General features: G+C 66.7%; 25 protein-coding genes and 1 tRNA gene. 6 read left to right on the plus strand and 20 right to left on the minus strand.

Annotated elements, in window-relative coordinates; translation table 11 throughout:
- Nucleotides 1-42: 42 nt before the first annotated feature.
- The gene (locus HBE64_RS00425) at nucleotides 43-429 is read right to left on the minus strand and encodes a GtrA family protein (RefSeq protein WP_167096737.1); all 387 of its coding nucleotides are present in this window, start codon (nucleotides 427-429) and stop codon (nucleotides 43-45) included.
- 112 nt (nucleotides 430-541) lie between these two features.
- Between HBE64_RS00425 and HBE64_RS00430 the strand changes: the two genes are divergently transcribed.
- Nucleotides 542-1165 (plus strand): metal-dependent phosphohydrolase, encoded by a 624-nt coding sequence (locus HBE64_RS00430; protein WP_167096739.1) that lies wholly within the window; start codon nucleotides 542-544, stop codon nucleotides 1163-1165.
- 6 nt (nucleotides 1166-1171) lie between these two features.
- Here HBE64_RS00430 and HBE64_RS24515 read toward each other — a convergent pair whose 3' ends face one another.
- Nucleotides 1172-1789, minus strand: coding sequence for an SHOCT domain-containing protein (locus HBE64_RS24515; RefSeq protein ID WP_243841452.1), 618 nt, complete (start codon nucleotides 1787-1789; stop codon nucleotides 1172-1174).
- A gap of 90 nt (nucleotides 1790-1879) precedes the next feature.
- Between HBE64_RS24515 and HBE64_RS00440 the strand changes: the two genes are divergently transcribed.
- Nucleotides 1880-2314: a pyridoxamine 5'-phosphate oxidase family protein gene (locus HBE64_RS00440; RefSeq protein ID WP_167096741.1), complete on the plus strand. Its 435-nt coding sequence runs from the start codon at nucleotides 1880-1882 to the stop codon at nucleotides 2312-2314.
- Between the two features lie 6 nt (nucleotides 2315-2320).
- On the opposite strand, the gene HBE64_RS00445 is transcribed toward HBE64_RS00440, so the two are convergent.
- The 3 genes from HBE64_RS00445 to HBE64_RS24885 all read right to left on the minus strand — a co-directional run bounded on the left by HBE64_RS00445 (nucleotide 2321) and on the right by HBE64_RS24885 (nucleotide 7960).
- Complete coding sequence (locus HBE64_RS00445; RefSeq protein WP_167096743.1) at nucleotides 2321-3268, minus strand: hypothetical protein; 948 nt, start codon at nucleotides 3266-3268, stop codon at nucleotides 2321-2323.
- Between the two features lie 81 nt (nucleotides 3269-3349).
- Nucleotides 3350-4855 (minus strand): HNH endonuclease signature motif containing protein, encoded by a 1506-nt coding sequence (locus HBE64_RS00450; protein ID WP_167096745.1) that lies wholly within the window; start codon nucleotides 4853-4855, stop codon nucleotides 3350-3352.
- Between the two features lie 399 nt (nucleotides 4856-5254).
- Nucleotides 5255-7960, minus strand: a complete 2706-nt coding sequence (locus tag HBE64_RS24885; RefSeq protein WP_305792201.1) for a PE family protein — start codon at nucleotides 7958-7960, stop codon at nucleotides 5255-5257.
- A gap of 10 nt (nucleotides 7961-7970) precedes the next feature.
- Here HBE64_RS24885 and HBE64_RS00460 point away from each other — a divergent pair, with 10 nt between their 5' ends.
- On the plus strand, nucleotides 7971-8513 hold the full coding sequence (locus tag HBE64_RS00460) for a hypothetical protein (protein WP_167096747.1): 543 nt from the start codon (nucleotides 7971-7973) through the stop codon (nucleotides 8511-8513).
- Between the two features lie 203 nt (nucleotides 8514-8716).
- On the opposite strand, the gene HBE64_RS00465 is transcribed toward HBE64_RS00460, so the two are convergent.
- Genes HBE64_RS00465 through HBE64_RS00485 form a run of 5 tightly spaced genes read right to left on the minus strand, consistent with a single transcriptional unit; the run spans nucleotide 8717 to nucleotide 13772 of the window.
- On the minus strand, nucleotides 8717-9547 hold the full coding sequence (locus tag HBE64_RS00465) for an ABC transporter permease (protein WP_167096749.1): 831 nt from the start codon (nucleotides 9545-9547) through the stop codon (nucleotides 8717-8719).
- Nucleotides 9544-10437, minus strand: a complete 894-nt coding sequence (locus tag HBE64_RS00470; RefSeq protein ID WP_167096751.1) for a glycosyltransferase — start codon at nucleotides 10435-10437, stop codon at nucleotides 9544-9546. The genes HBE64_RS00465 and HBE64_RS00470 overlap by 4 nt, the downstream gene beginning before the upstream one ends.
- The gene (locus HBE64_RS00475; RefSeq protein ID WP_167096753.1) at nucleotides 10434-11246 is read right to left on the minus strand and encodes an ABC transporter ATP-binding protein; all 813 of its coding nucleotides are present in this window, start codon (nucleotides 11244-11246) and stop codon (nucleotides 10434-10436) included. The genes HBE64_RS00470 and HBE64_RS00475 overlap by 4 nt, the downstream gene beginning before the upstream one ends.
- 4 nt (nucleotides 11247-11250) lie before the next feature.
- Nucleotides 11251-11766: a bacterial proteasome activator family protein gene (locus HBE64_RS00480; protein ID WP_167096755.1), complete on the minus strand. Its 516-nt coding sequence runs from the start codon at nucleotides 11764-11766 to the stop codon at nucleotides 11251-11253.
- Between the two features lie 29 nt (nucleotides 11767-11795).
- Entirely contained in the window at nucleotides 11796-13772 is a 1977-nt protein-coding gene (locus HBE64_RS00485; protein WP_167096757.1) for a DUF6541 family protein, read from the minus strand.
- A 108-nt stretch (nucleotides 13773-13880) separates the two neighbouring features.
- Here HBE64_RS00485 and HBE64_RS00490 point away from each other — a divergent pair, with 108 nt between their 5' ends.
- Nucleotides 13881-15077 (plus strand): cysteine desulfurase-like protein, encoded by a 1197-nt coding sequence (locus tag HBE64_RS00490; protein ID WP_167096759.1) that lies wholly within the window; start codon nucleotides 13881-13883, stop codon nucleotides 15075-15077.
- A gap of 3 nt (nucleotides 15078-15080) precedes the next feature.
- On the opposite strand, the gene HBE64_RS00495 is transcribed toward HBE64_RS00490, so the two are convergent.
- Entirely contained in the window at nucleotides 15081-16064 is a 984-nt protein-coding gene (locus HBE64_RS00495) for an NAD(P)H-quinone oxidoreductase (protein ID WP_167096761.1), read from the minus strand.
- Between the two features lie 81 nt (nucleotides 16065-16145).
- On the opposite strand from HBE64_RS00495, the gene HBE64_RS00500 reads away from it, so the two are divergent.
- Together HBE64_RS00500 and HBE64_RS00505 are read left to right on the plus strand one after the other, a co-directional pair.
- A complete protein-coding gene (locus HBE64_RS00500; protein ID WP_167096763.1) occupies nucleotides 16146-16658 on the plus strand; it encodes a MarR family winged helix-turn-helix transcriptional regulator in 513 nt (170 codons plus the stop codon).
- Nucleotides 16659-16705: 47 nt separating this feature from the next.
- Nucleotides 16706-16792: transfer RNA gene (locus HBE64_RS00505), tRNA-Ser, on the plus strand.
- Nucleotides 16793-17110: 318 nt separating this feature from the next.
- On the opposite strand, the gene HBE64_RS00510 is transcribed toward HBE64_RS00505, so the two are convergent.
- The 9 genes from HBE64_RS00510 to HBE64_RS00550 form a co-directional block, all read right to left on the minus strand.
- Entirely contained in the window at nucleotides 17111-17452 is a 342-nt protein-coding gene (locus HBE64_RS00510) for a hypothetical protein (RefSeq protein WP_243841453.1), read from the minus strand.
- Between the two features lie 95 nt (nucleotides 17453-17547).
- On the minus strand, nucleotides 17548-17829 hold the full coding sequence (locus tag HBE64_RS00515) for a hypothetical protein (RefSeq protein WP_167096767.1): 282 nt from the start codon (nucleotides 17827-17829) through the stop codon (nucleotides 17548-17550).
- Between the two features lie 84 nt (nucleotides 17830-17913).
- Entirely contained in the window at nucleotides 17914-18735 is an 822-nt protein-coding gene (locus tag HBE64_RS00520) for a crotonase/enoyl-CoA hydratase family protein (protein ID WP_167096769.1), read from the minus strand.
- 23 nt (nucleotides 18736-18758) lie between these two features.
- Entirely contained in the window at nucleotides 18759-19901 is a 1143-nt protein-coding gene (locus tag HBE64_RS00525) for a glutamate--cysteine ligase (protein WP_167096771.1), read from the minus strand.
- 15 nt (nucleotides 19902-19916) lie between these two features.
- Entirely contained in the window at nucleotides 19917-20579 is a 663-nt protein-coding gene (locus HBE64_RS00530; RefSeq protein ID WP_167096773.1) for a methionine ABC transporter permease, read from the minus strand.
- Complete coding sequence (locus tag HBE64_RS00535; RefSeq protein ID WP_167096775.1) at nucleotides 20576-21604, minus strand: methionine ABC transporter ATP-binding protein; 1029 nt, start codon at nucleotides 21602-21604, stop codon at nucleotides 20576-20578. Before HBE64_RS00535 ends, HBE64_RS00530 begins: the two co-directional genes overlap by 4 nt.
- Nucleotides 21605-21628: 24 nt before the next feature.
- Nucleotides 21629-22591, minus strand: coding sequence for a MetQ/NlpA family ABC transporter substrate-binding protein (locus HBE64_RS00540; RefSeq protein ID WP_208300542.1), 963 nt, complete (start codon nucleotides 22589-22591; stop codon nucleotides 21629-21631).
- 189 nt (nucleotides 22592-22780) lie between these two features.
- Nucleotides 22781-24094: a glutamine synthetase family protein gene (locus tag HBE64_RS00545; protein WP_167096777.1), complete on the minus strand. Its 1314-nt coding sequence runs from the start codon at nucleotides 24092-24094 to the stop codon at nucleotides 22781-22783.
- 1 nt (nucleotide 24095) lies between these two features.
- Nucleotides 24096-25553: an APC family permease gene (locus tag HBE64_RS00550; RefSeq protein WP_167096778.1), complete on the minus strand. Its 1458-nt coding sequence runs from the start codon at nucleotides 25551-25553 to the stop codon at nucleotides 24096-24098.
- Between the last annotated feature and the right edge of the window lie 86 nt (nucleotides 25554-25639).

Genomic DNA, 25639 nt, shown 5'->3' on the forward strand with positions numbered 1-25639 from the left:
GACGAGGGTACCGTGCGGGGCCCTGCGGTCACCGCAGCCGGATCATTCCCCGGTCGCTGCGCTCCTGCCCGCCGGGAAGATCCAGACCCGCTGAACGATGAAGTTGATCACGGTCGCGGTTCCCTGTGCGATGACGAACGCCGCCGGTATGGCCCAGGTCCGATAGTCGAGAAGATGCAGGGTGAGGTGGTTCAGCCCGACCTGGACGGCGAAGGTCAGCGCGTAGAGCGCCATGACCGCCAGGAACCGCGACCGGCTCGGCGGGGCCTGGAACGTCCAGCGCCGGTTGATCAGGTAGGCGGTGATGGTCCCGACGACGAAGCTCAGCGCTTTGGCTAGGTCCACCTGGACGCCCGCGGTCTTGTACAGCAGCACATAGAGCCCGAAGTCGACGATCGCCGACAGGCCGCCGGTGACAACGAACCGCATGACCTGCGTTCGTAGGCTCAGCGGCGCTGCCGGGGTTGTCTCGGACACGCGCTGAAGCTTAGTTACCCCGGGCCGCTGAGCGTCAGCGCCGTGGCCTGTGCACCATAGAGGTGTGCAGGATCTGCTCGAGATGTGGGCGGCGTTGCTCGCCCGGCACACCGCGAACCCCGACACGGCGACGGTCGGGAGTGAGCTGCTGGCTGCCTGGTCCGAGCCGCACCGCCGCTACCACTCAGTCGAGCACCTGCGCGACATCCTCGGTCACGTCGAGGAGCTTGCCGCCCTCGCCGACGATGCCGATGCCGTCCGGCTGGCCGCCTGGTACCACGACTCGGTGTATGCGGGCCGCCCCGACGACGAGGAACTCAGCGCCCGCCGGGCCGAGGGAGACCTGTCCGGACTGGGCGTGGAACCGCAGCTCGTCGACGAAGTGGCGCGGTTGATCCGGATGACCGTCAGCCACGATCCGGCCCCGGGCGATCACAACGGGGAGGTGCTCTCCGATGCGGATCTGGCGTCGCTGGCCGTTCCCCGCGAGCGGTATGTGGCCAACACCGCAGCTATTCGTGCGGAGTACCGCCATGTCTCAGACGAGGTGTTCCGCAAGGGGCGGCTGCAGGTGCTGGCGAATCTGCTCGGGGGGCCGGGAGTTTTCCGCACCGAGCACGCCCGGCGGCACTGGGAGCCACTGGCGCAGCACAACCTGCGGGCCGAGTTGGCGACGCTCACCGATTGAGTGCGGTCAGACTTCGCCGAGAATCCTGCGCTTCTGCTGCTCGAACTCTTCGTCGGTGATCAGCCCGCGATCCTTGAGTGCCGCGAGTCGCTCGAGCCGGTCGACGGGGTCCGCCGGTGCGGGTTGAGCGGGCTGCGCCTGCTGTGCCGCCGCCTGCATGGCCGCCATGGCCTGCTGCTGCATCTCGGCGCCACGCTGCATCATCTGGGCGCGAAACCCGTTGGGGTCGGCGATCGCCGAGCGGATCATGTCACTCATCGGCATGCCCATGACTTGGGCGCCGGCCAGATCGGGCCGCGCGCAGTTGATCGCGTCGATCGCCGCATCGGCCGCCGAAGCGGGCTGCGCGAGTTCGACTCTGCCGTGGTCCTTGGAGTCGTACAAGACAACTACCCGAGTGCCCGGGCTCGGCCGGTTCAGTTGTGGCAACAACGCATGGATGGTGGCCTCGAACGGAGGCTCGGATTCCGGGAGTACCCGTAGGTGGAGCTTCCAGCGAATCTCGGTGTTGCCCAGGATATTTGGATTGCCGATGGTGACCGACATCGACGACTGGTCGGCGGCCAGAACATCTGCGTAGGCACGCACTCCGACCTTTGCCAGATCACGGCCGAACCCGAACACCCGCCGAGCGTAACCCGCCACCACTCCCGGCGCTGCTGAAAGGCCGTTCGACCCTATGCGAGCCGCTCATTGCCGGGGCAAAATCTGGCCATGACAGTCGAACAGGGTCCGATTACGGTACTCAGCGCTGACGAGAGTTGGGATCTGCTGAACAGCGTTGCGCTGGGTCGGCTGGTCACCCACATCGGCGATCAGCTGGAGATCTTCCCGGTCAACTTCGTCACCCAGAACGGCACGCTGCTGTTCCGGACCGCGGAGGGCACGAAGTTGTTCAGCACTGTGATGAACGACAAGGTGCTCTTCGAGGTCGACGATCACACCGTCAGCGAGGGCTGGAGCGTGATCGTCCGCGGCACGGCTCAGGTGTTGACGGCCGCCGACGACGTTCACGAAGCCGAACGGGCGCAACTTCTGCCGTGGGTGGCCACCGAGAAGCTGCGCTTCGTCCGCGTGACGCCGTCGGAGGTTTCCGGCCGGCGCTTCCAGTTCGGGCCCGAGCCCGACCACGGGTCCTACCCGGGCTGAGCCCGGCTAGTTCTTCGCGTGGCGTGCCGACGCGGCGGCCGCCTTGGGTCCGGTGGGCGCCGACGCCGCGGTAGTCGATGCCGCCTTGGTGGCCTTGTGTTGAGCCGCAGCCCCGCCGACGACGACATCGTTGATGTGGAAGCCCGGCCCGACCTTGGTCACGGTGGCCCCGGTCTGCAGGATCGAGCCCGCCACGGCGAATGGGCCCGGGCCCGCCGCCACCGTGTTGGTTTTGCCCAAGATCGTGAATGCGAGGCTGGCGAAGGCGGCATTTGGCGGTGAGGCGTCGTAACTGGCCGTCGAGGTGTGGTCGGTGAACAGGTTGGTGGCATTGTTCAGAGCGCCGAATGCTTCAGCGTCGCTGCCGGTTCCGAAGAAACTGAATGCGGTGTTGCCCACGCCCCTGGCCTGGGCGGTCTGGTCTTGTCCCAGCACGACCGCGATATTGCCGATGCCGTCGGCCTGACTGACGGCGAGCGGACGGCCGGGGCCCCGCAACGCCAGGGTGATGTTGCCGATCTGGGTGGTGCCGGTGAATGGGCTGCTGCCCAGGCCGGCGTTGGCACCGGTGTTGTCGCCGCTGGCCACTGCGATGGAGAACAGCCCCGCTGTCTGCGCATAGCTGTTGGTGCCCACGGAGATCGCGGTGTTGAAGTAGCCGCCGCCGCCCAGGAATGGGCCAGTGGCGATGTAGGCCTGCGCACCCGTGCCGATCGCGAAGGCAGCGCCGAACAGCCCGCCTGCGTGGGCGGTTGCACCGTTGCCGAGCGCTATCGCGATAGTGGTGATGGTGCTGCTGCAATCGGCGCTGTTGCCGATGCCGAAGAACGACGCGCAACTCGCGTTCGCTGCGGGCGCTGACCCCAGCCCGGCAGTCGCGAGCGTGCCTGCGGCAGCTGCGCAGGCCAGAATTGTCCCGGAAAACTTAGCCTTACCTGCGCTGCGTAGACGCATACCATCTCCTTACTTCGTGCGCCCCCCGGGGTAATTTACGCGCGCGTCAGCTCAGAGTTTGAGGATTTGGCCCAGACGGTTCTAGAAGGGCGCCGGCGCGTTTCGGTCGGCGACCAGAGCATCATTCAGCGCACGCTCACGCCTGATGTTCAAGGCGCGCTGGGCAGCCCGGGTTCGTCGTCGGGTCGGCATCATCAGGCCCGTCGCGCGCGGCGGGTCACCCGATGGTTCGGGTAGCGCCGCGGTCGTGGTGTTCCACTGCGGGATCAGCAATCGGCTGCCGGGATGGGTGACGTAGCGCTTGCCCACCGGTGATGTCCAGATGAGCGTGCCGTCCGGCAACTGCTTGTCGGACCACCCCTCCCAGAATGTCTTGAGCAGGTGGTGTTTTCGGCATTTGCACGACAGGTTCGACGCATGTGTCGGGCCGAGTGGCCATGGCACCGTATGGTCGATGTCGCAGAACTCAGCTGGCACATCGCAATTCGGGAATCGGCAGGTCAGATCGCGCATGCGAACGAACTCGTCCAACGCGGCCGACGGCCGATAGCCCGGCTCCGGCACGTCGCCGGGCTGACGCAGGAAGCGCACCTTGGCACCCGAGCGAATCATCTGCGCGAGCAGAGCAGGCGGCACGATCCCGCCGCGTCCGGTGAGCACCGATGTCACCGGCTCGGCGGTCGGCTTTGGTTCGGGGCGCGGCGCACACAGCTCGGAGAGCGGGGTGTCCCGTGTGACCTGGAGCCTCTCGGACTCACCCGATATCGCCGAATCCGGTTCACCGGCAAGCACTTCCGCCTCGGTCAGGACGTGGATCACGATGCTGGACCCGCGGCCGTCTTCGGCACCCGAGGGGCATTCGGGCGAGCCGCAGGTGCAGGCCAGTCTGTCCGAACCGGCCGCCAGCGCCCCGAGGGCATCGGCCCGGCGCTGGGCGATCGTTCGTGGGTCGTCGTCGCAGACACCGTGCGCCATCTGGGTGAGCCGGCGATCCAACAGCGCCGCGTCTGTCGAGTACAGTCGCCCCCTCAGCGAGGTCGTGCCCGCCTCCTCGTCCCGGGAGCCGAGTTCCACGTCGCGACTGCGTGCCGTCGCCCGGGTCCGTCGCAACGCTCCCGGGTCGTACCGGTCGATCCACACGTCGATGGCTTGCCCCAGCTTGTACTCCGACATCGGACCCCAGAGCACCGCGGCTTCGGCGAGGGCCGCGTCGATAAGAGCCAGTGCCTCGTCGTCTTCGACGAGCATGGTGCGCCATCCGATGGCGCGGCATACCTGATAGCTCAGCCGGCCCGCCATGAACAGTGCGCCGACCCGGGGCAGGCGATACCGCATCGCCTGACTCAGGTGCATCTCGCCCGAGGCACGGCCATGCGGGATGCCCAACGCGGCCGAAACCTCCGCGGCGGCGGCATCCCAGGAATCGCAGGCCCAGCGGTCCCGGGCATCATCCCCGCAGCGTCGTCGCACCAGCTCGCCGACGGCGGCGATCCGGCGCGCGGCGGCCTTCGCCTCACTAACGGCCCACTCCTCGATAGCGGCGACCACAGCGCCGTCATCAGCGGAAACGAGACCAGAATCGAACATGTGTTCGAGTATACTCAACCCGGCGACAAGTTTCGGTTGTGGTGTCTCAGGACATCGGTGACAGATCCGGTGGTCTTGGTGGTGACACTTTCGGCCCGAGGCTGTGGATCTCACAGTGCCCCGATGACGCGCCTCGCGGGGCGGTCTCGACGTTCTGCGCCGAGTGCGGGATCTCCCTGAAGTCCCGCGAAAAATACGGAAGGACACCGAAACCGTCGGGCTACCTCGTCGAACGCCACGTCGGTGGCCACCGGTGGAAACGGTGCGAAGTTCTTAGGCGACAAATCCTTTGGACGCCAACGACGGTGAGAACGTGCCGTCCCAAGTCTCGAGGGATCGCCAGCTCGACGTCACCGGAGTCGATCGGCGTGACGCGCTTTTGTGGGTGCGCGTTGCTGGCTATCCCGGTGCGCCGTCGGCGCCGGTACTGCCCGGGTCACCTGTCGATCCGGGGTGGAACCCGCTGCCACCCCACCCGCCATTACCTCCGGTTCCTCCGCTGCCACCTGAGCCGCCGGTGGCACCTCCGGTTCCTCCGCTGCCACCTGAGCCGCCGGTGCCCCCGGGGCCGCCGGTTCCTGTCGACGGGTTGCTGTCGCCGCCTGTGCCACCGCGACCGCCTTCGCCACCTGTGCCGCCGGCTCCTGCGCTGGAACTGCCGGCGCCGCCCGCGCCGCCGAGGCCGCCCGAACCACCAACACCGCCTTGAGCGCCGAGGACGTCGTTGTAGCCACCTTGACCGCCTTGGGCACCTCGTCCACCGGTACCACCTACGCCACCGGTGGAACCGCTACCGCCAGCACCGCCGCCGCCACCCGCGCCTCCCGCGTATCCCACTTGACCCGCGTTACCCGGGATGCCGATCCCGCCTGCGCCGCCCGCGCCGCCGGCTCCACCGACACCGGTGGGCGAGGCGCCGCCTTGGCCGCCCGTGCCGCCGGTACCGCCAGCAGAGAGATCGCTGTTGCCTCCGGTGCCGCCTGCTCCACCGTCGCCGCCCTGGCTGCCGCCGGAACCGCCAGTGCCGCCAATGCCACCGGCAGGTGCGCTGAAACCAGCTGCGCCCCAACCACTGTGACCGCCGGCGCCGCCAGTGCCACCGATCCCGTTCTCAGATGAGCCACCCTGGCCGCCCGCTCCACCGACACCGGCCGCAGCGTCGGTACCGTTGCCGGACGCTCCTCCGGCGCCTCCGGCGCCGCCTCGGGTGCCGCCGGAACCACCAGTGCCACCGGTTCCACCATTGGAACCGGTGAAGCCGACATCGCTGTTACCGCCGTTGCCGCCGGCGCCACCCGCGCCGCCGACACCGGTCGGCGAGGCGCCGCCTTGGCCGCCCGTGCCACCGGCACCGCCGGCTGAAGCGTTGCCATTGCCGCCGGTGGCGCCGGCTCCACCGGCGCCGCCTTGGGTGCCGCCGGAGCCACCGCTGCCACCGTTGCCTCCGGCAGACGCGGTGAAGCCGACACCGGGATAGCCAGCGGCGCCGCCTGTCCCGCCAGTGCCTCCGATGCCGGTGTCAGATGAACCACCTTGCCCGCCAGTGCCTCCGATGCCGGCCGCAGCGCCGTTGCCGTTGCCTGCTGCTCCTCCGGTTCCCCCCGTACCGCCTTGGGTGCCGCCGGAGCCACCCGCGCCACCGGTTCCGCCGTTGGAACCGGCGAAGCCGACATCGCTATTACCGCCGTTGCCGCCCACCCCACCTGTGCCACCGATACCAGTCAATGACGAGCCGCCCTGGCCGCCCGTGCCACCCGCACCGCCGGCTGAAGCATTCCCGTTGGCTCCGGTCGCACCGGCTCCACCGGCGCCGCCTTGGGTACCACCGGATCCGCCGTTGCCACCGTTGCCACCGGCAGGTGCGGTGAAGCCGACACCGGGATAGCCGGCGGCACCGCCCTTCCCGCCGGCACCGCCGATACCTGTGGGTGACGAACCGCCTTGGCCGCCCGTACCGCCGGCGCCACCTGCATAACCAGCAGCGAATCCGTTGCCGCCCGTGCCTCCTGTTCCGCCGGTGCCGCCCCGGGCGCTTCCGCTGCCGCCGGAACCACCGTCACCACCACTGCCCGCTGCGCCAAAAGCACCGGCGGTGCCGGAATGGCCCCCGCTGCCCCAACCCAAACCTGCTGCACCACCAACCCCACCGGTGCCCGCTCTACCGGCATAGCCACCGGTTCCGCCGTCGCCTCCCTGGAGGACGGTCGCGTCACCGTCGGCGCCGGCGCCGCCGACGCCACCGGTACCTGCCTTGCCGCCGGTGCCGCCGTTGCCGCCGTTGCCCTTGTGGTCCCCAAACGACAGCAGGCCCGTGTTGCCGCCGGCACCTCCCTTGCCGCCGTTCCCGCCGTTGCCGCCGGTGCCGCCGATACTGCCCGCTTGACCGGCCGACGCCCCGTTGACCCCTTGGACACCGTTGCCGCCGTTGCCGCCGTTGCCGCCGTTGCCACCGTCGCCGCCGTCACCCGAGACCGACAGCCAGCCCGCGCTACCACCGGCGCCACCAGCACCACCGTCCTTGCTGAACCCGCTGGAATCCCCGCCGGCGCCGCCTGCGCCACCGGAACCGATCAGCCACCCCCCGTGGCCACCGTCGCCCGCATTGCCGCCAGTGCCGCCATCACCCCCGTCGCCGCCGGCGCCACCGGAGCTGCCCGACGACAACAATCCCGCCCCACCACCCGCACCCCCGGAGCCGCCGCGGCCCGTCGTGGCGCCGGACCCGCCGGCACCACCGGCACCACCGGTACCTCGCACCGACAACAACCCGGTATTGCCGCCCGCCCCGCCATGCCCACCGGTAGCGCCAACATCGACCGCGGCGCCGCCAGCGCCACCTTTACCGCCATTCCCGCTGAACAACCCGCCTATGCCGCCGTGGCCACCCGCGCCACCATTGACCCCTGCGCCACCGGCACCACCATCGCCGAACAAGCCCGCCGACCCACCGTTGCCGCCGTTGAATCCGGCGCCGCCGTTACCGATCAACAACCCCGCCCGGCCACCGGCGCAGGCCACCGATCCCACGCACGTCACCGCGTCAAAACTGAATCCGTTACCGACCAACAGCCCCGCATTCGGGTGGCTCTGCGTGCCATCACCCACGAAGATCCGAATGAAATCCCCCAACGGGCCTTCCTGGCCTATCGAATTCACCGACGGCACAACAGCACTGGCTCTCGAAACCACCTCTGCCGGTCGAACTGGTCCGGCCGCATCCCCGCTCCTGTTCGTCCGCCCAACCGTGACCGGGGTTCGTTTCGAATTCCCCGACGACGACACACGCGCCGAACTCGTCGACGGCGAGCTCTTCGGGGAGTCCTTCCTGGCGGCACTGGCTTTTGACGCACCGCCGCCCGCACCCGGCGAACCGGCCGACCCGGTCGTGTCCGCCGCCGCGACCGACGCCATCGACATCACCGCCGCACCAATCCCCAACCCCACCGCCAACGCGCCAATTCGCCCGACAAAACGGCCATTTCCCGCTGCATACGCCGCGGGCGTCAGCATGCGCCCCGAACAATCGGTCACGTATGGAAGGCGACTCGAACTGCGAGGCAGAGACTTTCGACGATCGACTTGCTGTGAAGGAGTTACTGCGCGCATGCCGGTGACCTCTCTGAACCAGCGCAAAACCCCGACGTCCGCGCTGTACTGAGCAAAAGCTAATACGCATTGTCGGAGCGAACGCAGAAAATTGAAAAGAAAAGTAAGTTACTGACACCGGAATTCCCGTATTCGTCCCACAGGGCGGTCGTCCACTAAAAGCGTTTTTCACCAGCCGCCTGGTTGGGCGACAAGGGAATTTAAGAGCCTCGCTGAAAACCTCTGCCGTGGGTGCGTTACCGGGCTAGAACAGGGCTACACCCAGTACGGAACCCGCGCCCGATACTGCCGCAGCGCGAACGCTGCCAACAGCCAGCCCAGTGCCGTCAGCGCCAGCACCACGATCCAATGCCGCAATTCCTGATGGGCGCCCAACAGCGGGGCACGCACAATGTCGAGGTAGTGCAGCAGCGGGTTCAGCTCGATGATCTTGGCCCACTTGCCGGCGCCCTGCTGCTCCAACGTCCCGGCGTTCCAGATGATCGGCGTCATGAAGAACAGCAACTGCACGATCGAGAACAGCAGCGGGCCGATATCGCGGTAGCGGGTGGCCAGGATGCCGAAGCAGAACGACACCCACACGCAGTTCAGCATGATCAACAACAGCGCGGGGATCACCGACAAGTCGGCCCACGACCACGGTTTGGGGAAGATCATCGCGATGACGACGTAGATGACGATGTTGTGCCCGAACAGGATCATCTGCCGCCACACCAGCCGGTACACGTGCACGCTCAACGGGGTGGGCAGCTGCTTGATCAAGCCCTCGTTCGCGATGAACACGTCGGCGCCCTCGAGGATCGCCGCGTTGATCATGTTCCAGATGATCAGGCCGAGCGTGACGTAGGGCAGGTGCTCGGCCAGCGGCAGATGGAAGAGCTGGGAATACAGTGCGCCCATCGCGACGGCGGTGGTTCCGGTGGCGATGGTGATCCAGAACGGGCCCAACACCGAGCGACGGTACTTCTGCTTGATGTCCTGCCAGCCCAGGTGCAGCCAGAGCTCCCGCTTACGAAAGCCGTCGATCAGGTCACCCCAGGCCCGGGTGAAGGTCCTCGACTGTGTGGCGGCGTCGGTGAAGGTCACGCTGAAGGCCTCCCGAACCTCTCCTTGCGGCCCATGCGCCGCAATCGAATCCACTCGCGCAGTCCGGCCGGATCGCGGCGGGTCACCAGGAAGTACCAGCCGAAGCGCAGCCACTCCTGCGGCAGCAGCTTGCGCAGACCCGGCTGCGCCAGTAGATAACCGCGGTTGCGGTAGGTGAAGAAGCGCTTGGTGGGATCGTCGGGGTACTGCGTGTGCATGCGGCCGCCGAGGATCGGCTTGAACTCGTCGGTGCCGTACGGGTGCAGGTACACCGCGTTCAGGCAGGTGCCGAACGGAAGCCCACTGCGCACCAGCCGGCGGTGCAGCTCGACCTCGTCGCCGCGCACGAACAATCGGAGGTCCGGAACACCAACGGCGGTAAGGGTTTCGGCGCGGAACAGGGCGCCGTTGAACAGTGAGGCATAGCCTCTCAGGAGATCTCCGCTGCCCAGCTCGTGTGGACGGCGAAGCCATTTCAGACCCTGGCGGACGGGGAACGCGAACCGCTCGGGGTCGGCGAGGTCGCACACCATGGGTGACACCTCGGCCAGGCCGTGCTTCGCCGCACAGGCCAGCAGCGTGGCCAGCACGTCGGTGTCCTTGGGCCGGCCGTCGTCGTCGGCCAGCCACACCCAGTCCGCGCCCAACGTCAGCGCGTGCAGCATGCCCAGCGCGAATCCTCCTGCGCCGCCGAGGTTTCGGCGCGACCCCAGATAGGTCGTCGGCACCGGCTGGCCGGCCACCAGGTCACGCACCCGGTCATCGAAGTCGTTGTCGACCACGATCAGGTGGTCCACCATCCGGCTCTGGGTGCTCAGCACGTCGAGCGACTTGGCGAGTTCGTCCGGGCGGCGGTGGGTGACGACGACCGCGCACACCAGATCCGTCACGCCTGCGACCAATCCGACTTGTGTTCCTCGAGCACCTCGCGCACGTGCCGCGCGGCGTCCTCGCCTTCGTAGGCGCGCACCACGTCCTCGATCTCGCCGCTCATCCGGACGGTGCCGTGGTCGATCCACATCGCCGTCTTGCACAGCCGCGCCAGGAACTCGTTGGAATGGCTTGCGAAGACCAGGATTCCGGACCGCTCGACCAGACTCTGCAGCCGCGACTGAGCCTTCTTGAGGAAGTCGGCGTCCACCGCGCCGATGCCCTCGTCGAGCAACAGGATCTCCGGGTCGATGCTGGTGACCACGCCCATCGCCAGCCGAACCCGCATACCCGTCGAGTAGGTCCGCAGCGGCATCGACAGGTACTCGCCCAGTTCGGTGAACTCCGCGATCTCGTCGACCTTGGCGGCCATCTGCTTGCGGGTCTGTCCGAGGAAAAGCCCGCGGATGATGATGTTCTCGTAGCCGGAGATCTCCGGATCCATCCCGACGCCGAGGTCGAAAACCGGTGCGACACGGCCTCGTACGGTCGCCGAACCACGGGTTGGTTCGTAGATCCCGGACAGCAGCCGCAACAGCGTGGACTTGCCGGCGCCGTTGTGGCCGACGAGCCCGACCCGGTCGCCCATCTTCAACGTCAGCGTGATGTCGCGCAACGCCTCGATGACGACGACGTTGTCGGTGTTGCGCCCGATGGCGCCGCCGGCCTTGCCGAGAAACGCCTTCTTCAGCGATCTCGTCTTGGCATCGAAGATCGGGAACTCGACCCAGGCCTCGCGGGTCTCGATGTAGGGATCGGCTGCGGACACTGCGTTACAGGTACTGCCCGGTCCCGTGACCGCCGGGGCCGCCGGGGACTCCCGGCTGTCCGATGCCGGGCGGCAAAGCGCCCTGGCGCATGTGCTCCAGCTGAGCGCGCGCAGCCATCTGCTGGGCGAACAGCGCGGTCTGGATCCCGTGGAACAGTCCCTCGAGCCAGCCGACCAGCTGCGCCTGCGCGATGCGCAGCTCGGCATCCGAGGGCACCGTCTCTTCGGAGAACGGCAGCGCCAGGCGCTCCAACTCCTCGCGCAGCTCCGGTGCCAGGCCGTCCTCGAGCTCGCGGATGGAGGTGGCGTGGATCTCGCGCAGTCGGGTGCGGCTCGCGTCGTCCAGCGGAGCTGCCCGGACCTCTTCGAGCAGTTGCTTGATCATCGTGCCGATCCGCATCACCTTGGCCGGCTGCTCCACCAGTTCGGTGATCGAACGCTGATCGTCGTCCTCGCCGCCCGGGACTGCCTCCGGGCTGCTGATGATTTCGATGTTGTCGTCGTCGGTATTGGCTGTCATGCGCTGAGCATTTCCTCTGCTCTGTAGTTTCATCGGCTGTCCGCCGGCGCGGACCCGCGCCACTCGTAGATGCGGGCCTCGCCGTTGTCGTAGATCTTCGCCCACGACGCGGACTTGTCTAGTGACACTAGCCCGTCGGGCATTACGAACCCGCGGACTATCCGGCTGCCGGTCAGCACATAGCGGATGTTCAGCGCCTTCACCGCCTCGGCGATGCGCGGATCGTGGTCGGCGTCATCGGCGTACGCCCAGAAGATGAATCGGTGATACCCCGGACCCTGCTGCACGGGGTAGTCGTAGTGCGTCCACAGCGGGTGCAGGCCCGCCACCGCATACATCCAGGCCGTGCCGTCCGTGTTGGCATTGCCGATCAACGTGTCCCGCGCGCCGGGCAGGGTGGCCAGGTACGCCATCGCCGCGAGGTCCTTGTTGTCGATCATCACCTGGTCGTACTTCTCGCCCATCAGATACCGGTGCCGGGGGAAGTAGTGCCAGCTCACCGCGACGACCACGCCGATCAGCAGCGCTGCCGTCGCACCGATCCACACCCCGCGGTCCGGGTCGGGCGCGCCTCGCCGCCGGATCAGCCGTCGCGCTCCGGCCACCGCCAGCACCGCCAGGGACCACAGCGCGATCCCGGCCATCGGCGCCAGCAGCATCGTCACCACCGCCGACAGCCGGCGCGGGTCGCTGTAGAACAGGTCGCTGTACTTGCCTGCGAGCACGCCGATGGGCCCGCCGAACGGGGCCGAGGAATGCACGATCGACACGACCAGCAGGGCCCACACCGCGGCCGGCCACCAGACCCGCCTGATCAGCAGCAGGAAGAAACCCACGGCGGCCAGTCCGATGAGGATGTTCTGGATCGGGAAGTCGTTGAGGTGGCGGGTGTGCTGGACGATCGCGTCGAACAGCGCCTTCTTGCGGCCTTCGTGGGTGAGGAAGGCGTGCCCGGTGATGATCTCGGCCTGCTGCAGCACCCCGAGGAACTGGGGCAGCAGCACGGCGAGCGTCGCCACCGCGATGGTGAGCAGCGTCACGAAATCACGGGTTCTGCCCAACAGGGGATGCCAGAACGCGTCGAGCAGCCACCACGCCGCGACGAACGTGACCACCACCACCCCGCCGGTGATGTGCACCGAGAACACCCCGATCAGGGCCAGTACCGCCAGCGGGATGCGGCCCGGATAGCGCAGCGATGACGTGATCAGCACAAACGCCGGCACCGCGATGCCGTAGGCCGCCATGTTCGGCATCGACGCGGTGTCGAACTCGACATAGGGCACCGAGGTGAACGACGCCGACAGCGCCGCCGCCGTGGCAGCCGCCCCCGCTGCCCGCCACTCGCTGATGCGGGGGCGCAGCACCTGCCAGGTCAGCAGCGCCGCGCTCAGTGGAAAGAGCCAGACCGCGGCCGCCAGCGCACTCAGCGTGTACGCGGTGGTCGGGGCCGCACCGGTCAGTTGGGCGAGCACCGCGCCGAGGGCGTGGAAGGCCGACGGGTAGTAGAGCGCGGCGTGGGTCTCGACGTTGCGTAGTTCACCCATGTGCGTCGGGGAGGCCTGGCCGGTGTCGAGAATCCAGCGGATGGTGTTGGCGTGCCACACCGAATCCCAGTTGCTGGGGATCGATTGCCAGTGCGGCGTGCCCTTCCAGGCTGCGAAACCGATCACGAGGGCGCCGAGAACCACCCCGGCTCCCGCCAGCAGGGCCGGGCCCATCGAGACCGCGGGCCGCGCGCTGTCCAGATTGCGTAACCGGGTGAGCAGAATCCGCAAACTCAGGACGATTGCTGTCACAACGATCAGAGCGGCCAGCGCGGTCAGCGCGTTCCATGGAATGCCGACCGCCCCGAACGGGATGATGGCCAGGCTCACAACGCCGTATGTCAGCGCGGGGCCGACGGCGACGGCGACAGGCCAGCTCAGCCGCCCCGCCATCGCCACCACAGCGCCTGGCAGGGTCAGCAACAGGACCGCGATCAGGACTCCGAACCCGAAGCTCACTGGACTAGTATGGCTGCCCAGGTGATCCTGGCTTCAGCGCCGCTGGCGGGGCCGGAGGCGCCATCGCTGTCTCGGTAGCGAAATCACTGACGCTTTAAGGTGGGCTGCATGCCATATGACGTTGCCCGGGTGCGAGGTCTGCACCCCGCGCTGGGCGACGGATGGATGCGCTTCGATGCCCAAGCCGGGATGCTGATCCCCGAATCGGTGTCGACGACGGTGTCGACGGCGTTTCGCGGTTCGGCGACCAACCTCGCCAGCCCGCACCCGTCCTCGCGGCGCAGCGTCGCGGTCCTCGAGGCGGCCCGCCAGGCCGTCGCAGACCTCGTCAACGGCGACCCGGGCGGGGTGGTGCTCGGTGCCGACCGCTCGATCCTTCTGACGTCGCTGGCCGATGCGTCGTCGTCGCGCGCCGGAATCGGCTACGAAGTGGTGGTCAGCCGGCTCGACGACGAGGCGAACATCGCGCCGTGGCTGCGTGCGGCCAACCGATACGGCGCGAAGGTCAAGTGGGCCGAGGTCGACATCGAGACCGGCGAGCTGCCCACCTGGCAGTGGGAGAACCTGATCACCCCGCCCACCCGGTTGGTGGCCCTGACGTCGGCGTCCTCGACGCTGGGCACGATGACCGACGTCGGAGCGGTGAGCAAGCTCGTGCACGACGTCGGCGGGCTGGTCGTCGTGGACCATTCGGCGGCCGCGCCCTATCAGCTGCTGGACATCAATGAGGTCGAGGCCGACGTGGTGGCGCTCAACGCGCCGGCCTGGGGCGGCCCGCCGATCGGCGCGCTGGTGTTCCGCAACCCATCGTTGATCGACTCCTTTGGTTCGGTGTCGATGAACCCGTACGCCAGCGGCCCGGCTCGCCTGGAGCTCGGTGGCCACCAGTACGGCATGTTGGCCGGTGTGGTCGCCAGTGTGGAATACCTCGCCGGGCTCGATGAGTCGGCTCGGGGTAGCCGACGCGAAAGACTCGGCGTATCAATGCAATCGGCGAACAGCTACCTCAGCCAGCTGTTCGATTATCTGATGACCTCGCTGCGGTCGCTGCCGCTGGTGATGGTCATCGGCCACCCCGAGGTTCACATTCCGGTGGTGAGTTTCGCGGTCACTGGCGTGCCCGCCGAACGGGTGGTCCAGCGGCTGGCCGACAACGGGATCCTGGCCATCTGCAACGCCAGTTCGCGTGTGCTCGACCTGATCGGCGTCAACGACATCGGCGGTGCGGTCACCATCGGGCTGGCGCACTACTCGACCCTGGGTGAGGTCGACCAGCTGGTCCGCGCGCTGGCGTCGCTGGGCTGAGTCTCATTCGCTGACGGTGAGCAGTACCTTTCCGTAGGTCTGTCCACTGGCCAGCGCGCGGTGCGCGTGGGCGGCGTCGGTGATCGGGTAGCGCCCGCCGATGACTGGACGGACCCGGCCGTCGGCGACCATCGGCCACACCGCGTCCACCACCTGCGCGACGATCGCGCTCTTGCCGTGAGCGCCCCCGACCGGGCGGGCGCGCAGCGTCGTTCCGATCACACGCAGCCGCTTGGTCATCAGCTTGCCGATGTTGAGGTCCGCTTTGACGCCGCCCTGCATACCGATGATGACCAACCGGCCGTCGGGCGCCAGCGCGTCGAGATTCCGGTCGAGGTACGCCGCGCCCATGATGTCGAGGATGACGTCGGCACCCGCGCCGCCGGTGGCTTCGCGGATTCGAGCGACGAAATCTTCGTCGCGGTAAGAAATCACGGTGTCGGCACCGAATTCGCGGCAGAGTTCGAGTTTGTCCGCGGAGCCCGCTGTCGCGGCCACCCTGGCGCCTAGTGCATGCGCGACCTGGATGGCGTGAGTGCCGATGCCGCTGGCGCCGCCGTGTACCAGCAACACCTCGTCCGGCTGCAGCGCCGCGGCGGTGACGACGTTCGACCACACCGTGCACGCCACCTCCGGTAGCGCGGCGGCGTCGTGCAGGCTCACGCCGGAGGGCAACGGCATCAGCTGGCCGGCGGGCACCGCCACGTATTCTGCATAGCCGCCGCCTGCCAGCAAAGCGCAAACCTCTTGTCCCACGCTCCAATCCGAGACGCCGCCGCCGACGGCGGCGATCACGCCAGAGACTTCAAGTCCCAGAATCGGGCTTGCGCCCGGCGGCGGCGGATAGTTGCCGGCGGCCTGCAGAAGATCGGCCCGATTCACTCCTGCCGAGCTGACCTCCACGAGTACCTCACCGTGTTCCGGTGACACATCGGGAACTTCCCGCCAGAGCAGGTTTTCGGAGGACTCGGCGACGATGGCGTACATGCCCTAAACGTACTACCGGTACGTTTAGCCGGAACCGAGGCTTTTGGCCTCGAACTCGGTAGCGTCGCTTACGATTGCGCTATGGGAGGGATAATTGCGGGGCGGACTGCATCTGAAATGCCGGGGCTAGATATTGCCGAGCAACGATCTTGGCAAAATTTTCTAGACGCGGCGCTGCGACTCTACGGAACGTTGAATCGTGGCTTGGTGGACAAACACAAGCTGACGCTGGTGGATGTCCGTTTGTTGGAGATCTTGGACAACTCCGAGACCGGATCGGCGCGGATGGGGGATCTCGCCGATCAACTCATGTCGTTGCCGAGTCGGGTGACGCGTCAGATTCGGCGTCTGGAGACGGCCGGGCTGGTGCGTCGGGACGCGAGTCCTGACGACGGGCGCGGTGTCTTGGCGAGCATCACCGATCGCGGTCGGGAGGTGGTCGAGGAAGCAATGCTCACGTACTCGCGTGGCGTACGGGAGAACTTCCTCGGGCCGCTGTCGCGCCCGCAGATGTCGGCGATGGGGGAGAACTGCCGGAGGATCAGCGCCTCGCTGAAGACCGGCGGCTCCTCTGCGAAAATCGGCCGGGTCTAGCTCGGCCGACGGCCGCGTCGGAAACGCACACCGCTACGCTTGTTCGCGGTGGCGTGGCAGAGCGGCCTAATGCACTCGCCTTGAAAGCGAGAGACGGCTAACACCGTCCGGGGGTTCAAATCCCTCCGCCACCGCTGTGTGATGTCTCGAGACATGCCGTTGATTTAATCGATGTTCCGGCAGGACACTCTGATCGCGCTGCCCGAGGACTTGCTCAGGTAGCTGACCAAGACGGTGCTCGTTGAGGGCGCTCAACGAGGAGAAAACTGAGCACCTCGGCTCTGCGGAGCATGATCCGGCGGGTGCCGGGACCGACAACTTCGTCAAATTGACCGTGGTCAGGTCAGCGTCGGGCGACCTCACCGAAACCTGGGGACAGCGCTACGCGGCGGTGACCCGGCTGTGGGACAACGCCCGGACACAATTCATCCGGTCCCGGACTTTACGTCTGATCAGCCGCCGCTGCCGCCACTGCCGCTGTCTGCCGCCGCCGCAGCCGACGATGACGCGGCCGCAGCCGCAGCGGACGCCGCCGCCGCGCGGCCTTCGGGGCTCGCGAGCGAAGGACCCGGATCCTTGTAGGTCGCGACCGGGGCGTAGCAGTTGAGTGTGAGCAACGTCTGCTTGGTCACCGAGCCGCTGCTGTTGGCGGGTGGCTGCGCATTGTGGTCATGCTGATTGGCCACGATGCAGTCAGCGCGGTCGACACGATCGCCTTGGGTAACCGCGACCACGGCCGTGTAGCCGGCGCTACTCAGCGCCGACTGGGCATCAGAATACTTCTGCCCGATCACATTTGGTGAGCTTGCGTTTGCAATCCAGCTGCCCCACAGTGTCACGCCCACCGAGGCCGCGACTGCCAGGCCGACGCCGGAAACGAGTCGTACGTTCAATGCGCCGGTACCGCCTTTGTGGTCGGCAGCACCGAGTCCGGCGTCGTCTCAGTCGCGGTGCCACCCATCTGCATGCCCGGCGCCGCCGGTTGCGTATAGCTGGTGTTGACTGGCGCGCTACCGGATCCGGCTTGCGGTATCGGTCCGCCCCCGACCGGGATATCTGGCTGGGAGAAGGCGAAAGCGCCCATTCCGACAATCGCGGCCGCGCCCGCGAGTAGAGCGAACGGCCTGAGCCGGGCCAAGCCGATAGCGGCAGACTGCTTATTGTCCTTCATGCGTCAAGTCTGGTCTGGCCACTTGTTCAAATGCTGCGTCGTAGCTGTGACCTTGTTGAGAGCATGACGTTAGTCCATCCGACGTTATTCGCCGGTGAACTCCGGCTTGCGCTTCTCGAACATTGCCTTGATGCCCTCGCCCAGGTCCTTCGACGGCAGGAACGCCGAGTTCCACGCCGCGACGTAGCGCAGGCTGGCGGCGACGTCAGCAGTGCGCTGCTCGTCGAGCACGTCCTTGATGCCGTGCACCACCAGCGGTGAGTTCGCGGCGATCTCCGCGGCGGTCGCGTGCGCCGCGGCCAGCGTGGCCTCGGGGTCCGGGTAGACGTCGTTGACCAAGCCGATCTTCTCGGCACGGACGGCGTCGATGTCCTTGCCGGTCAGGGCGAGTTCGCGCAGGTGTCCGTCGTTGAGGATGTACGGCAGCCGCGCCAGGCTGCCCACGTCGGCGACGATCGACAGCTTGACCTCGCGCACCGAGAACTTCGCATCAGCGCTGGCATAGCGAACGTCGACCGCACTGATGAGGTCCACGCCGCCGCCGATGCACCAGCCGTGGATCGAGGCGATGGTGGGGGTGCGGCAGTCGGCCACCGCGGTGATCGACTGCTGCATGCCCTTGAGCTTCTTGTGGAACTCGGCGCGCGGCCGAGCCGACGGATCGCCGCCCGCCGACGGCAGCATGCCGCCCATCGCCATGAGGTCCAGGCCGTAGCTGAAGTTGCGGCCCGAGCCGGTCAGCACGATCGCGCGGACCTCGGGGTCGGCGTCCAGGTCGGCGAAGACGGCAGGCATCTCGGCCCAGAAGGCGGGGCCCATGGCGTTGCCCTTGCCCGGTCCGAGCAGCGTGACCTGGGCGACGTTGTCCTTGACCTCGATGGCCAGCGATTCGTACGGCTCACTCATGCCACGAGGCTACGACGCGGACTTCAGCGCAGCGTGGTCAGGGTGTTGTCGCGCAGTTCTGCGGCAAGTGCACCGACGACCGCCTTGAGACTGCCGAAGCTCGCTTCGGCCACCCGCAGCTGCCGAAGGTAGCTGGGTCCGCGGTCGATGATGGTGGTCAGTCGGTGCAGTTCCTCGAGACTGCCCAGTTCCTCGGCGATCGGGCTCAAGGTGCCGATCAGCTCCAGCAGATCCTCGGTAACGAGCCGTTCGTCACCGGCTGGACTGACCACGACGATCGACTCGATGCCGTAGCGCGCCGCGCGCCACTTGTTCTCCCGGTGGAACCATGCCGGGAACACCGGGATCTCCCGGCCCGCGTCCAACTCCCGGGAGAAGTGTTCGACCAGGGCCTGGGTGAGGGCCGCTATCGCACCGATCTCGTAGGCGGTGGAGATTCCGTCGAAGACGCGCAGCTCCACGGTGCCCCACTTGGGGGAGGGCCGAATGTCCCAGCGCAGATCGCCGCAACCCTCGATGACCCCGATGTGCAGCAGGTCGGCGACCAGTTTCTCGTAGGACTCCCAGTCGCTGAACTGCGGTGTCAGCCCGGCGGTCGGCAGCTGTTGGAACATCAGGGCTCGATTGGAGGCATACCCGGTGATCTCGCCGGCCCAGAACGGGCTCGACGCGGACAGCGCCTGAAAGTGCGGCAGGTAGTTCAGCAGTCCGTTGACGATCGGCAGTACCTTGGCCCGCTTCTCGATGCCGACGTGAATGTGGACACCCCAGATCATCATCTGGCGCCCCCACCACTGTGTCCGGTCGATGAGGACCTCGTAGCGAGGGTTGCCCGGTGTCACCTGTTGTGCGAACCACTGGCTGAATGGGTGGGTACCAGAGGAGATCAGCTCTACCCCAAGGGGTTCGGCGATGTCGATGACGGTGTGCACCAGCCGGCTCAGTTCGTCGACGGCATGAGTCACCACATGATGGGGTGCGGTCACCAGCTCGACGGTGTTGGTGAGTAGCTCACCGGTGACATGTGGAAATCCTTCCGCCGGGCCGGTTTTGGCCAGTATCTCCGGAGCCGCCGGAGCGAGTTCCCCACTGCGCCGGTCCACGCAGGCGATCTCCCACTCGAGGCCGATCCGGGAGCGTTCCGCGGCTGTGAACTCGATACCCACCTCAGCGGTGCCTGATCAACGACGGAGTGCCTTGTTGGACAGCCAGTTACCGAAGAACTGCGCGAACTGCACGAGCAGGATGATCGTCAGCACCGCGATCCAGGTGACCCACCAGTTGAACCTCTGATACCCATAGACGATCGCGAAGTTACCCAGGCCTCCGCCGCCCACCGACCCGGCGACTGCCGTCATATCGACGACCGAGATGAACACGAAGGTGTAGCCGAGGATCAGCGGCCCCAGTGCCTCAGGTAGAAGGACGCGGGTGATGATGCGAAATGGGCTGGCGCCCATGGCCTGTGCGGCCTCGACGACTCCCGGGTCGATCGAGACCAGGTTCTGTTCGACGATCCGGGAGATACCGAAGGTCGCCGCGATGATCAGGGCGAAGATTGCCGCACGGGTGCCGATCGTCGTGCCGACGACCGATAGCGTCAGCGGACCGATGGCGACGATGAAGATGATGAACGGGATCGGGCGCACGAAGTTGACGATGACGTTGAGCAGGTTGTAGATCCACTTGTTCTCGAGAACCCCGCCCTTGCGGGTGGTGTAGAGCAACACCCCGAGGATCAGGCCGAGGAAGCCACCCAGGACCAGGGTGGTGATGACCATCTGGAGGGTCTCCCAGAGGGACTGCCAGAAGATCGGCTTGAGCACGTCCCAGTTGATGTTCATCCCAACTCCTGCACGGTGGTGTGTGAACGAAGCTCCGTGACGACCTGCTCGACTGCGGAGTCCGACCCGGTCAGCGCGAGCGTTATGTTGCCCACGGACCTGCCCTGCAACGCGGAGATACCGCCGTAGACGAACTCGAAGCCGACGTCGGTGGACCGCACGGCGTCGGCCAGGATCGCACCGACCCGGTCCTGGTCGGCCACGCTGACGGCTACCAGCTTGCCTGGATAGCGCGCGGACAACTCGGCCGCGTCGGTGGGAGATGGTTTGTCGTGCAGGGAGTTCGAGACGATGGCCGTCGTGAGTTCTGCCTGAGGCTCGGAGAAGATGGTGTAGACATCACCCTCTTCGACCAGTTCGCCGCGGTCCAGAACCGCGACCCGGTCGGCGATCTTGCGGACGACGTCCATCTCGTGGGTGATCACGATGACGGTGATCCCGAAGTCGGCATTGACCCGCTGGAGTAGCCGCAGCACGTCGTTGGTGGTCTGTGGGTCAAGGGCCGATGTCGCCTCGTCGGCCAGCAGGATCTTGGGGTTGGCAGCCAGTGCGCGGGCGATCCCGACGCGTTGCTTCTGACCGCCGGACAGCTGTCGCGGGAAGGCCCAGGCTTTTTCGGCCAGCCCGACGAAGTGCAACAGCTCGGCGATGCGATCGCGGTGGGATTCCTTGGGCACCCCGGCGGATTCGAGCGCGAACGCGATGTTGCCGTAGACCGTGCGCGAGTTCAGCAGGTTGAACTGCTGGAAGACCATGCCGATGCGGGTGCGCAGCTCTCTGGTCTGCTTGGCGGTCAGCGTCGTGATGTCGGTCCCCTCGACGATCACCTGACCGGAGGTGGGACGCTCCAGTGCGTTGATCAATCGCACCAGGGTGCTCTTGCCGGCGCCGGAGCCGCCGATGATGGCGTAGATGCTCCCGGACTCGATGGTCAGGCTGATCGACTCCACGGCGTTGAAGGTCTCTTTCGAGCCCTCGACCGGGTATGTCTTGGTGACGTTGACGAACTCAACGATCGGAGCCATCTGCTCTCCTTGCTGCTGGACCGGTCACTTCTGCCGGATCTGGGCTTCGAGCTCGTCAGTGAGGTGTTGAAGGTCGGCTGCGGGTTTGTCGACGATCACCGCGGTGCCGCGAGACGCGTCGACGACTGCCTTGGTCACCTTGGGGTCGTGATAGAGCTTCACGATCTCCTGATACGTCGGGTTGTCCTTGTCCTGCTCACGGGAGACGAAGGCGTTGATGTACGGCTCGGCGGCGGGACTGTTCGGATCGTCGTTGTAGATCGCTGACGACGGGTCGATGTTGGCGTCCATGGCAAAGCCGTTGTTGATCACCGCGGCGGCGACCGACGGCAGTGAGGTGACGGTCTGCTGTGCGCTGATTGGAACCACCCGCACGCGGGTGCCGGCGGGGAGCACGTCGGCCGGGGTGGACACAGTGCTTCCACCGTCGCGAAGCTTCACCAGTCCGGCCTGCTGGAGCACCAGCAGGGCCCTGGCCTGATTGGTCGGGTCGTTGGGAATCGCCACGTCGGCGCCGTTCGGGATCTGCTCGACGGAGGAGTATCGGCGCGAGTAGAGACCCAGCGGGACGACGACTGTGGACCCGATCGGGGTGAGGTTCTGGTTCGCCGAGACGTTGTAGCTGGCGAGGAACTGCAGGTGCTGAAACAGGTTGAGGTCGGTCTGTCCCTGTGCCAGAGCGGGATTCGGCTGTGAATAGTCCGCGAAGTTCACCACCCGGATGGTGATTCCCTGCTCGGCAGCGAGGCGTTGCAGTATCGGCCAGTAGTCCGCACTGCCCTCGGTGGTGCCGATGCTGACCACGTTGGAATCGTCTTTCCCGAAGATCGGATTCGAGCCGCCGAACAGTGAGAACACCAGGCCGATGACCAGTCCAACGGCCACCACGGCGCCGGCGATCAGCAGGCTGCGGTCACGCTTGGGCTTGGGCGGCAGCCAACGCGGATCGGCTTGATCCTCGCCCGATATTTCCTCCGGGTTGCTCACCACACTGCCCCGATCCTCCGGCCCATACTGAAGTCCGGCTACTCCGTCGGTGTGTGCCGCGAGTAGCGCCGCTGAATTTTCACAGACTGGTCAATAGCGTGCACCCTGGTGAGCCGGTTAATCAGCGGATCAGCCGTGGTCACACCAGTTAGACGCAGGCTGCGCCGAAGTGCCCGGTGGACGGCCGGGTCAGGACGTGTGCAGGTAACGCTGGATCTCAAAGTCCGTGATGTAGGAGGAGTAGGCCCGCCATTCGCTCTCGGCCAGCCTGGCGAAGTCTTCGACATTGACCGGTCCGAGCAGCTTCGCCAGTTCGACGTCGTCACGGGCGGCGGCGATGGCGGCGGGCAAGTCGGCCGGTAGCGGATCACCGACCAGGTAGGCGTTACCGCTTGCCGGCGCCGGCGGCTCCTCAGCGGCCTCCAGGCCGGCTGTGGCTGCGCTCAGGAGTGCGGCGATGAGCCAGTAGGGGTTTGCTTCGGCCGAAGCGGTGCGAACTTCGAGCCGAGAAGACTCCGGCCCGAGCACCAGTGAACGAACGGCGGCCGACCGGTTGTCGCCACTCCAGGTCACAGTTGACGGTGCCCAGGACCCTGGCTCGATTCGCTTGTAGGCGTTGACCGTATGCCCGCCGAACAACGAGATCGCGGGAAGGTGTCGCAAGAGGCGGGCGATGACGTGGCGCGCCTCCGGGGATTCCTTGCCATCGACGGGCGCGAACAACGGGCGGCCGTCCCGCTTGAGCGAGAAATGCACGTGTGACGAGCTTCCGGACTGCCCGACGAGGGGCTTCGCCATGAAGGTCGCCGTACGTCCGTGGCGCTGTGCCACCTCTTTGACGGCGTACTTCAACCGGGCGGCGTCGTCTGCTGCGGTCAGAGCGTCGGTATAGCGCAGGTTGGCTTCGATCTGGCCGGGTCCAAACTCTGTCTCCACGGCCTCCAGGCGCGTGAACGCGCGCAGCGATGTGGTGAGGTCCTCGAGAAGTGCGCCGTAACGATTGGCGTTCTCCAGCGAGTAGGACTCCAGCCGGGTCTGGTAGGGGTGCCCGTCGTCGTCGAGGAGGTAGAACTCGAGTTCCACGCCCGCGAAGGCGTCGATACCAACGTCGGCGAGCCGGTTGATGGCGGTGCGCAGGATGGTTCTCGGGTGCCATCCCAGTGGCGTCCCGTCGTGGTCGTGGATGTCTGCGACCACGTGTGCCACCCGTTCCCGCCACGGCAAGGGGCGTGCCGTCGACAGGTCGGGAACGGCGTAGATGTCCCGGAATCCGGTGTCCCAGGATGCGAAGTGCAGATTCTCCTGAACCTCGGCGGCAACGTTCCACGTCAGCTGGCCGCTGCTGAACGCGATACCTCCGTTGCGGATGTGCTCGTGGAGCTCGCCGGCCGGTACACGTTTGCCCGCCGCGTGGCCGAGTTGGTCGGTCCAGGCGACCTCGACTTCGTCGATGTCGCCGTTCGCGATGGCCTCGGTCAGGTACTGCTCACCCGCGGTTGTCATGTCATTCCAGCGTGACCTGCGGTCGCCGGGCCGCAATGCCGGCGCCGATGGCGAAGAATGCGACCAGCAGGGCGCCCACACCGATGGCGATCGGCGTCGAGTTGCCGACGAGGGCAGGCAGGTTCTGCAGGATCAGCCCGAACGCGATCAGCAGGCCGACCAGGCCAAGGCCGGGAGCGAGGAAGGCTCGCCACGTGGAGATCTCGAGCTGGCCCGCCTTCTTTCGGCGCGCGAAGAAGGCCAGTACGGCGACGGTTGTCGCGATCAGCAGCGTGGTCACACCGACCGTCGAGATACCTGCGAGCCAGGTGTAGAACTGCGTCACCGGGTCGAGCTTGAACAGAATGCCGATCAGCAGGGCCACCGCCACGATGATCGCGTCCGCGCCCGAAGCCAGGTGCGGCGAACCGTGCTTTGCGTGCGCATCGCCGAGCCGGTCGGGGAAGACCTTCCGGTTGGACAGCGTGAACACGTAGCGGGCGACGATGTTGTGGAACGACAGGATGCAGGCGAACAGGCTGGTGACGAACAGCACCTGCACGATGTGCAAGCCGGCAGTGCCGAGGTACTCCTTGGTGGCGGTCGGCAGCAGATCCGAGGGAGCGTTGATCGCCGCCTCGACCACCCGGCTGTCACCCCAGGCGCTGATCAGGGCCCACGTCGAGACCGTGTAGAAGACGCCGATGAGGATCACGGCCAGGTAGGTGGCGCGGGGGATGGTGCGCAACGGGTCGCGGGCCTCGTCGCGGAACACGGCGGTCGCTTCGAAACCGATGAAGCTCAAGATCGCGAAGAGCAGTGCGAGACCCGGAGCGCCCGAAACGATTTCAGACGGCGTGATGATACCGGTTGACAGTCCCTCGTGGCCACCGCTGAAGATGACGGCGGCGTCGAGGGCGAGCACGATGGCGACTTCGCCGATCAGCAGGACGCCGAGCACGTTACGGGACAGGTCGATGTTGAAGTGGCCCAACAGGGTGACGATCGCGAACGCAATGAAAGCCCAAATGCCCCAGTGAATCTGGGGAAGTCCGTAAGACGCGAACAGCGCCTGGGCACCCTGGCCGATCAGGCCGTAGACCGCGATCTCGAGGGTGAGGTACGAGATCAGTGCGACGAACGCGAAGCCGAAGCCGGTGACCCGCCCAAGGCCCTTGCCGATGTAGGAGTAGAAGGCGCCGGCGTCCGGCACGTACGGCGTCAGTGCGGTGAATCCGACCGCGAACAGCAGGATGATCACGGTGCTGACGACGAAGATCGCGGGGAACCCGGTGCCGTTGCCGATTCCGATGCCCAGCGGAACCGGGCCACCGATCACACCCAACGGTGAGGCGGCTGCCACCACCACGAACACGATGCCCCACACGCCCAGCGTGCCGCGCAGCTTGCGATGCTGGCGTTCGCCCGTCGCGGCTTCGGGTGCCGAAGCCACGCCCGATTCGTCAATCTGATTCGACATGATGTCCCCTCGAGTTCGATCTACTTCGAAGACAGGAAAAACCACGAGGGGTCCGTCTTCGCGCCTGCCGAAGGGTAAACCCGTGC

The sequence above is a fragment of the Mycobacterium sp. DL592 genome, from assembly GCF_011694515.1.
In the GTDB taxonomy this organism is placed as follows: domain Bacteria; phylum Actinomycetota; class Actinomycetes; order Mycobacteriales; family Mycobacteriaceae; genus Mycobacterium.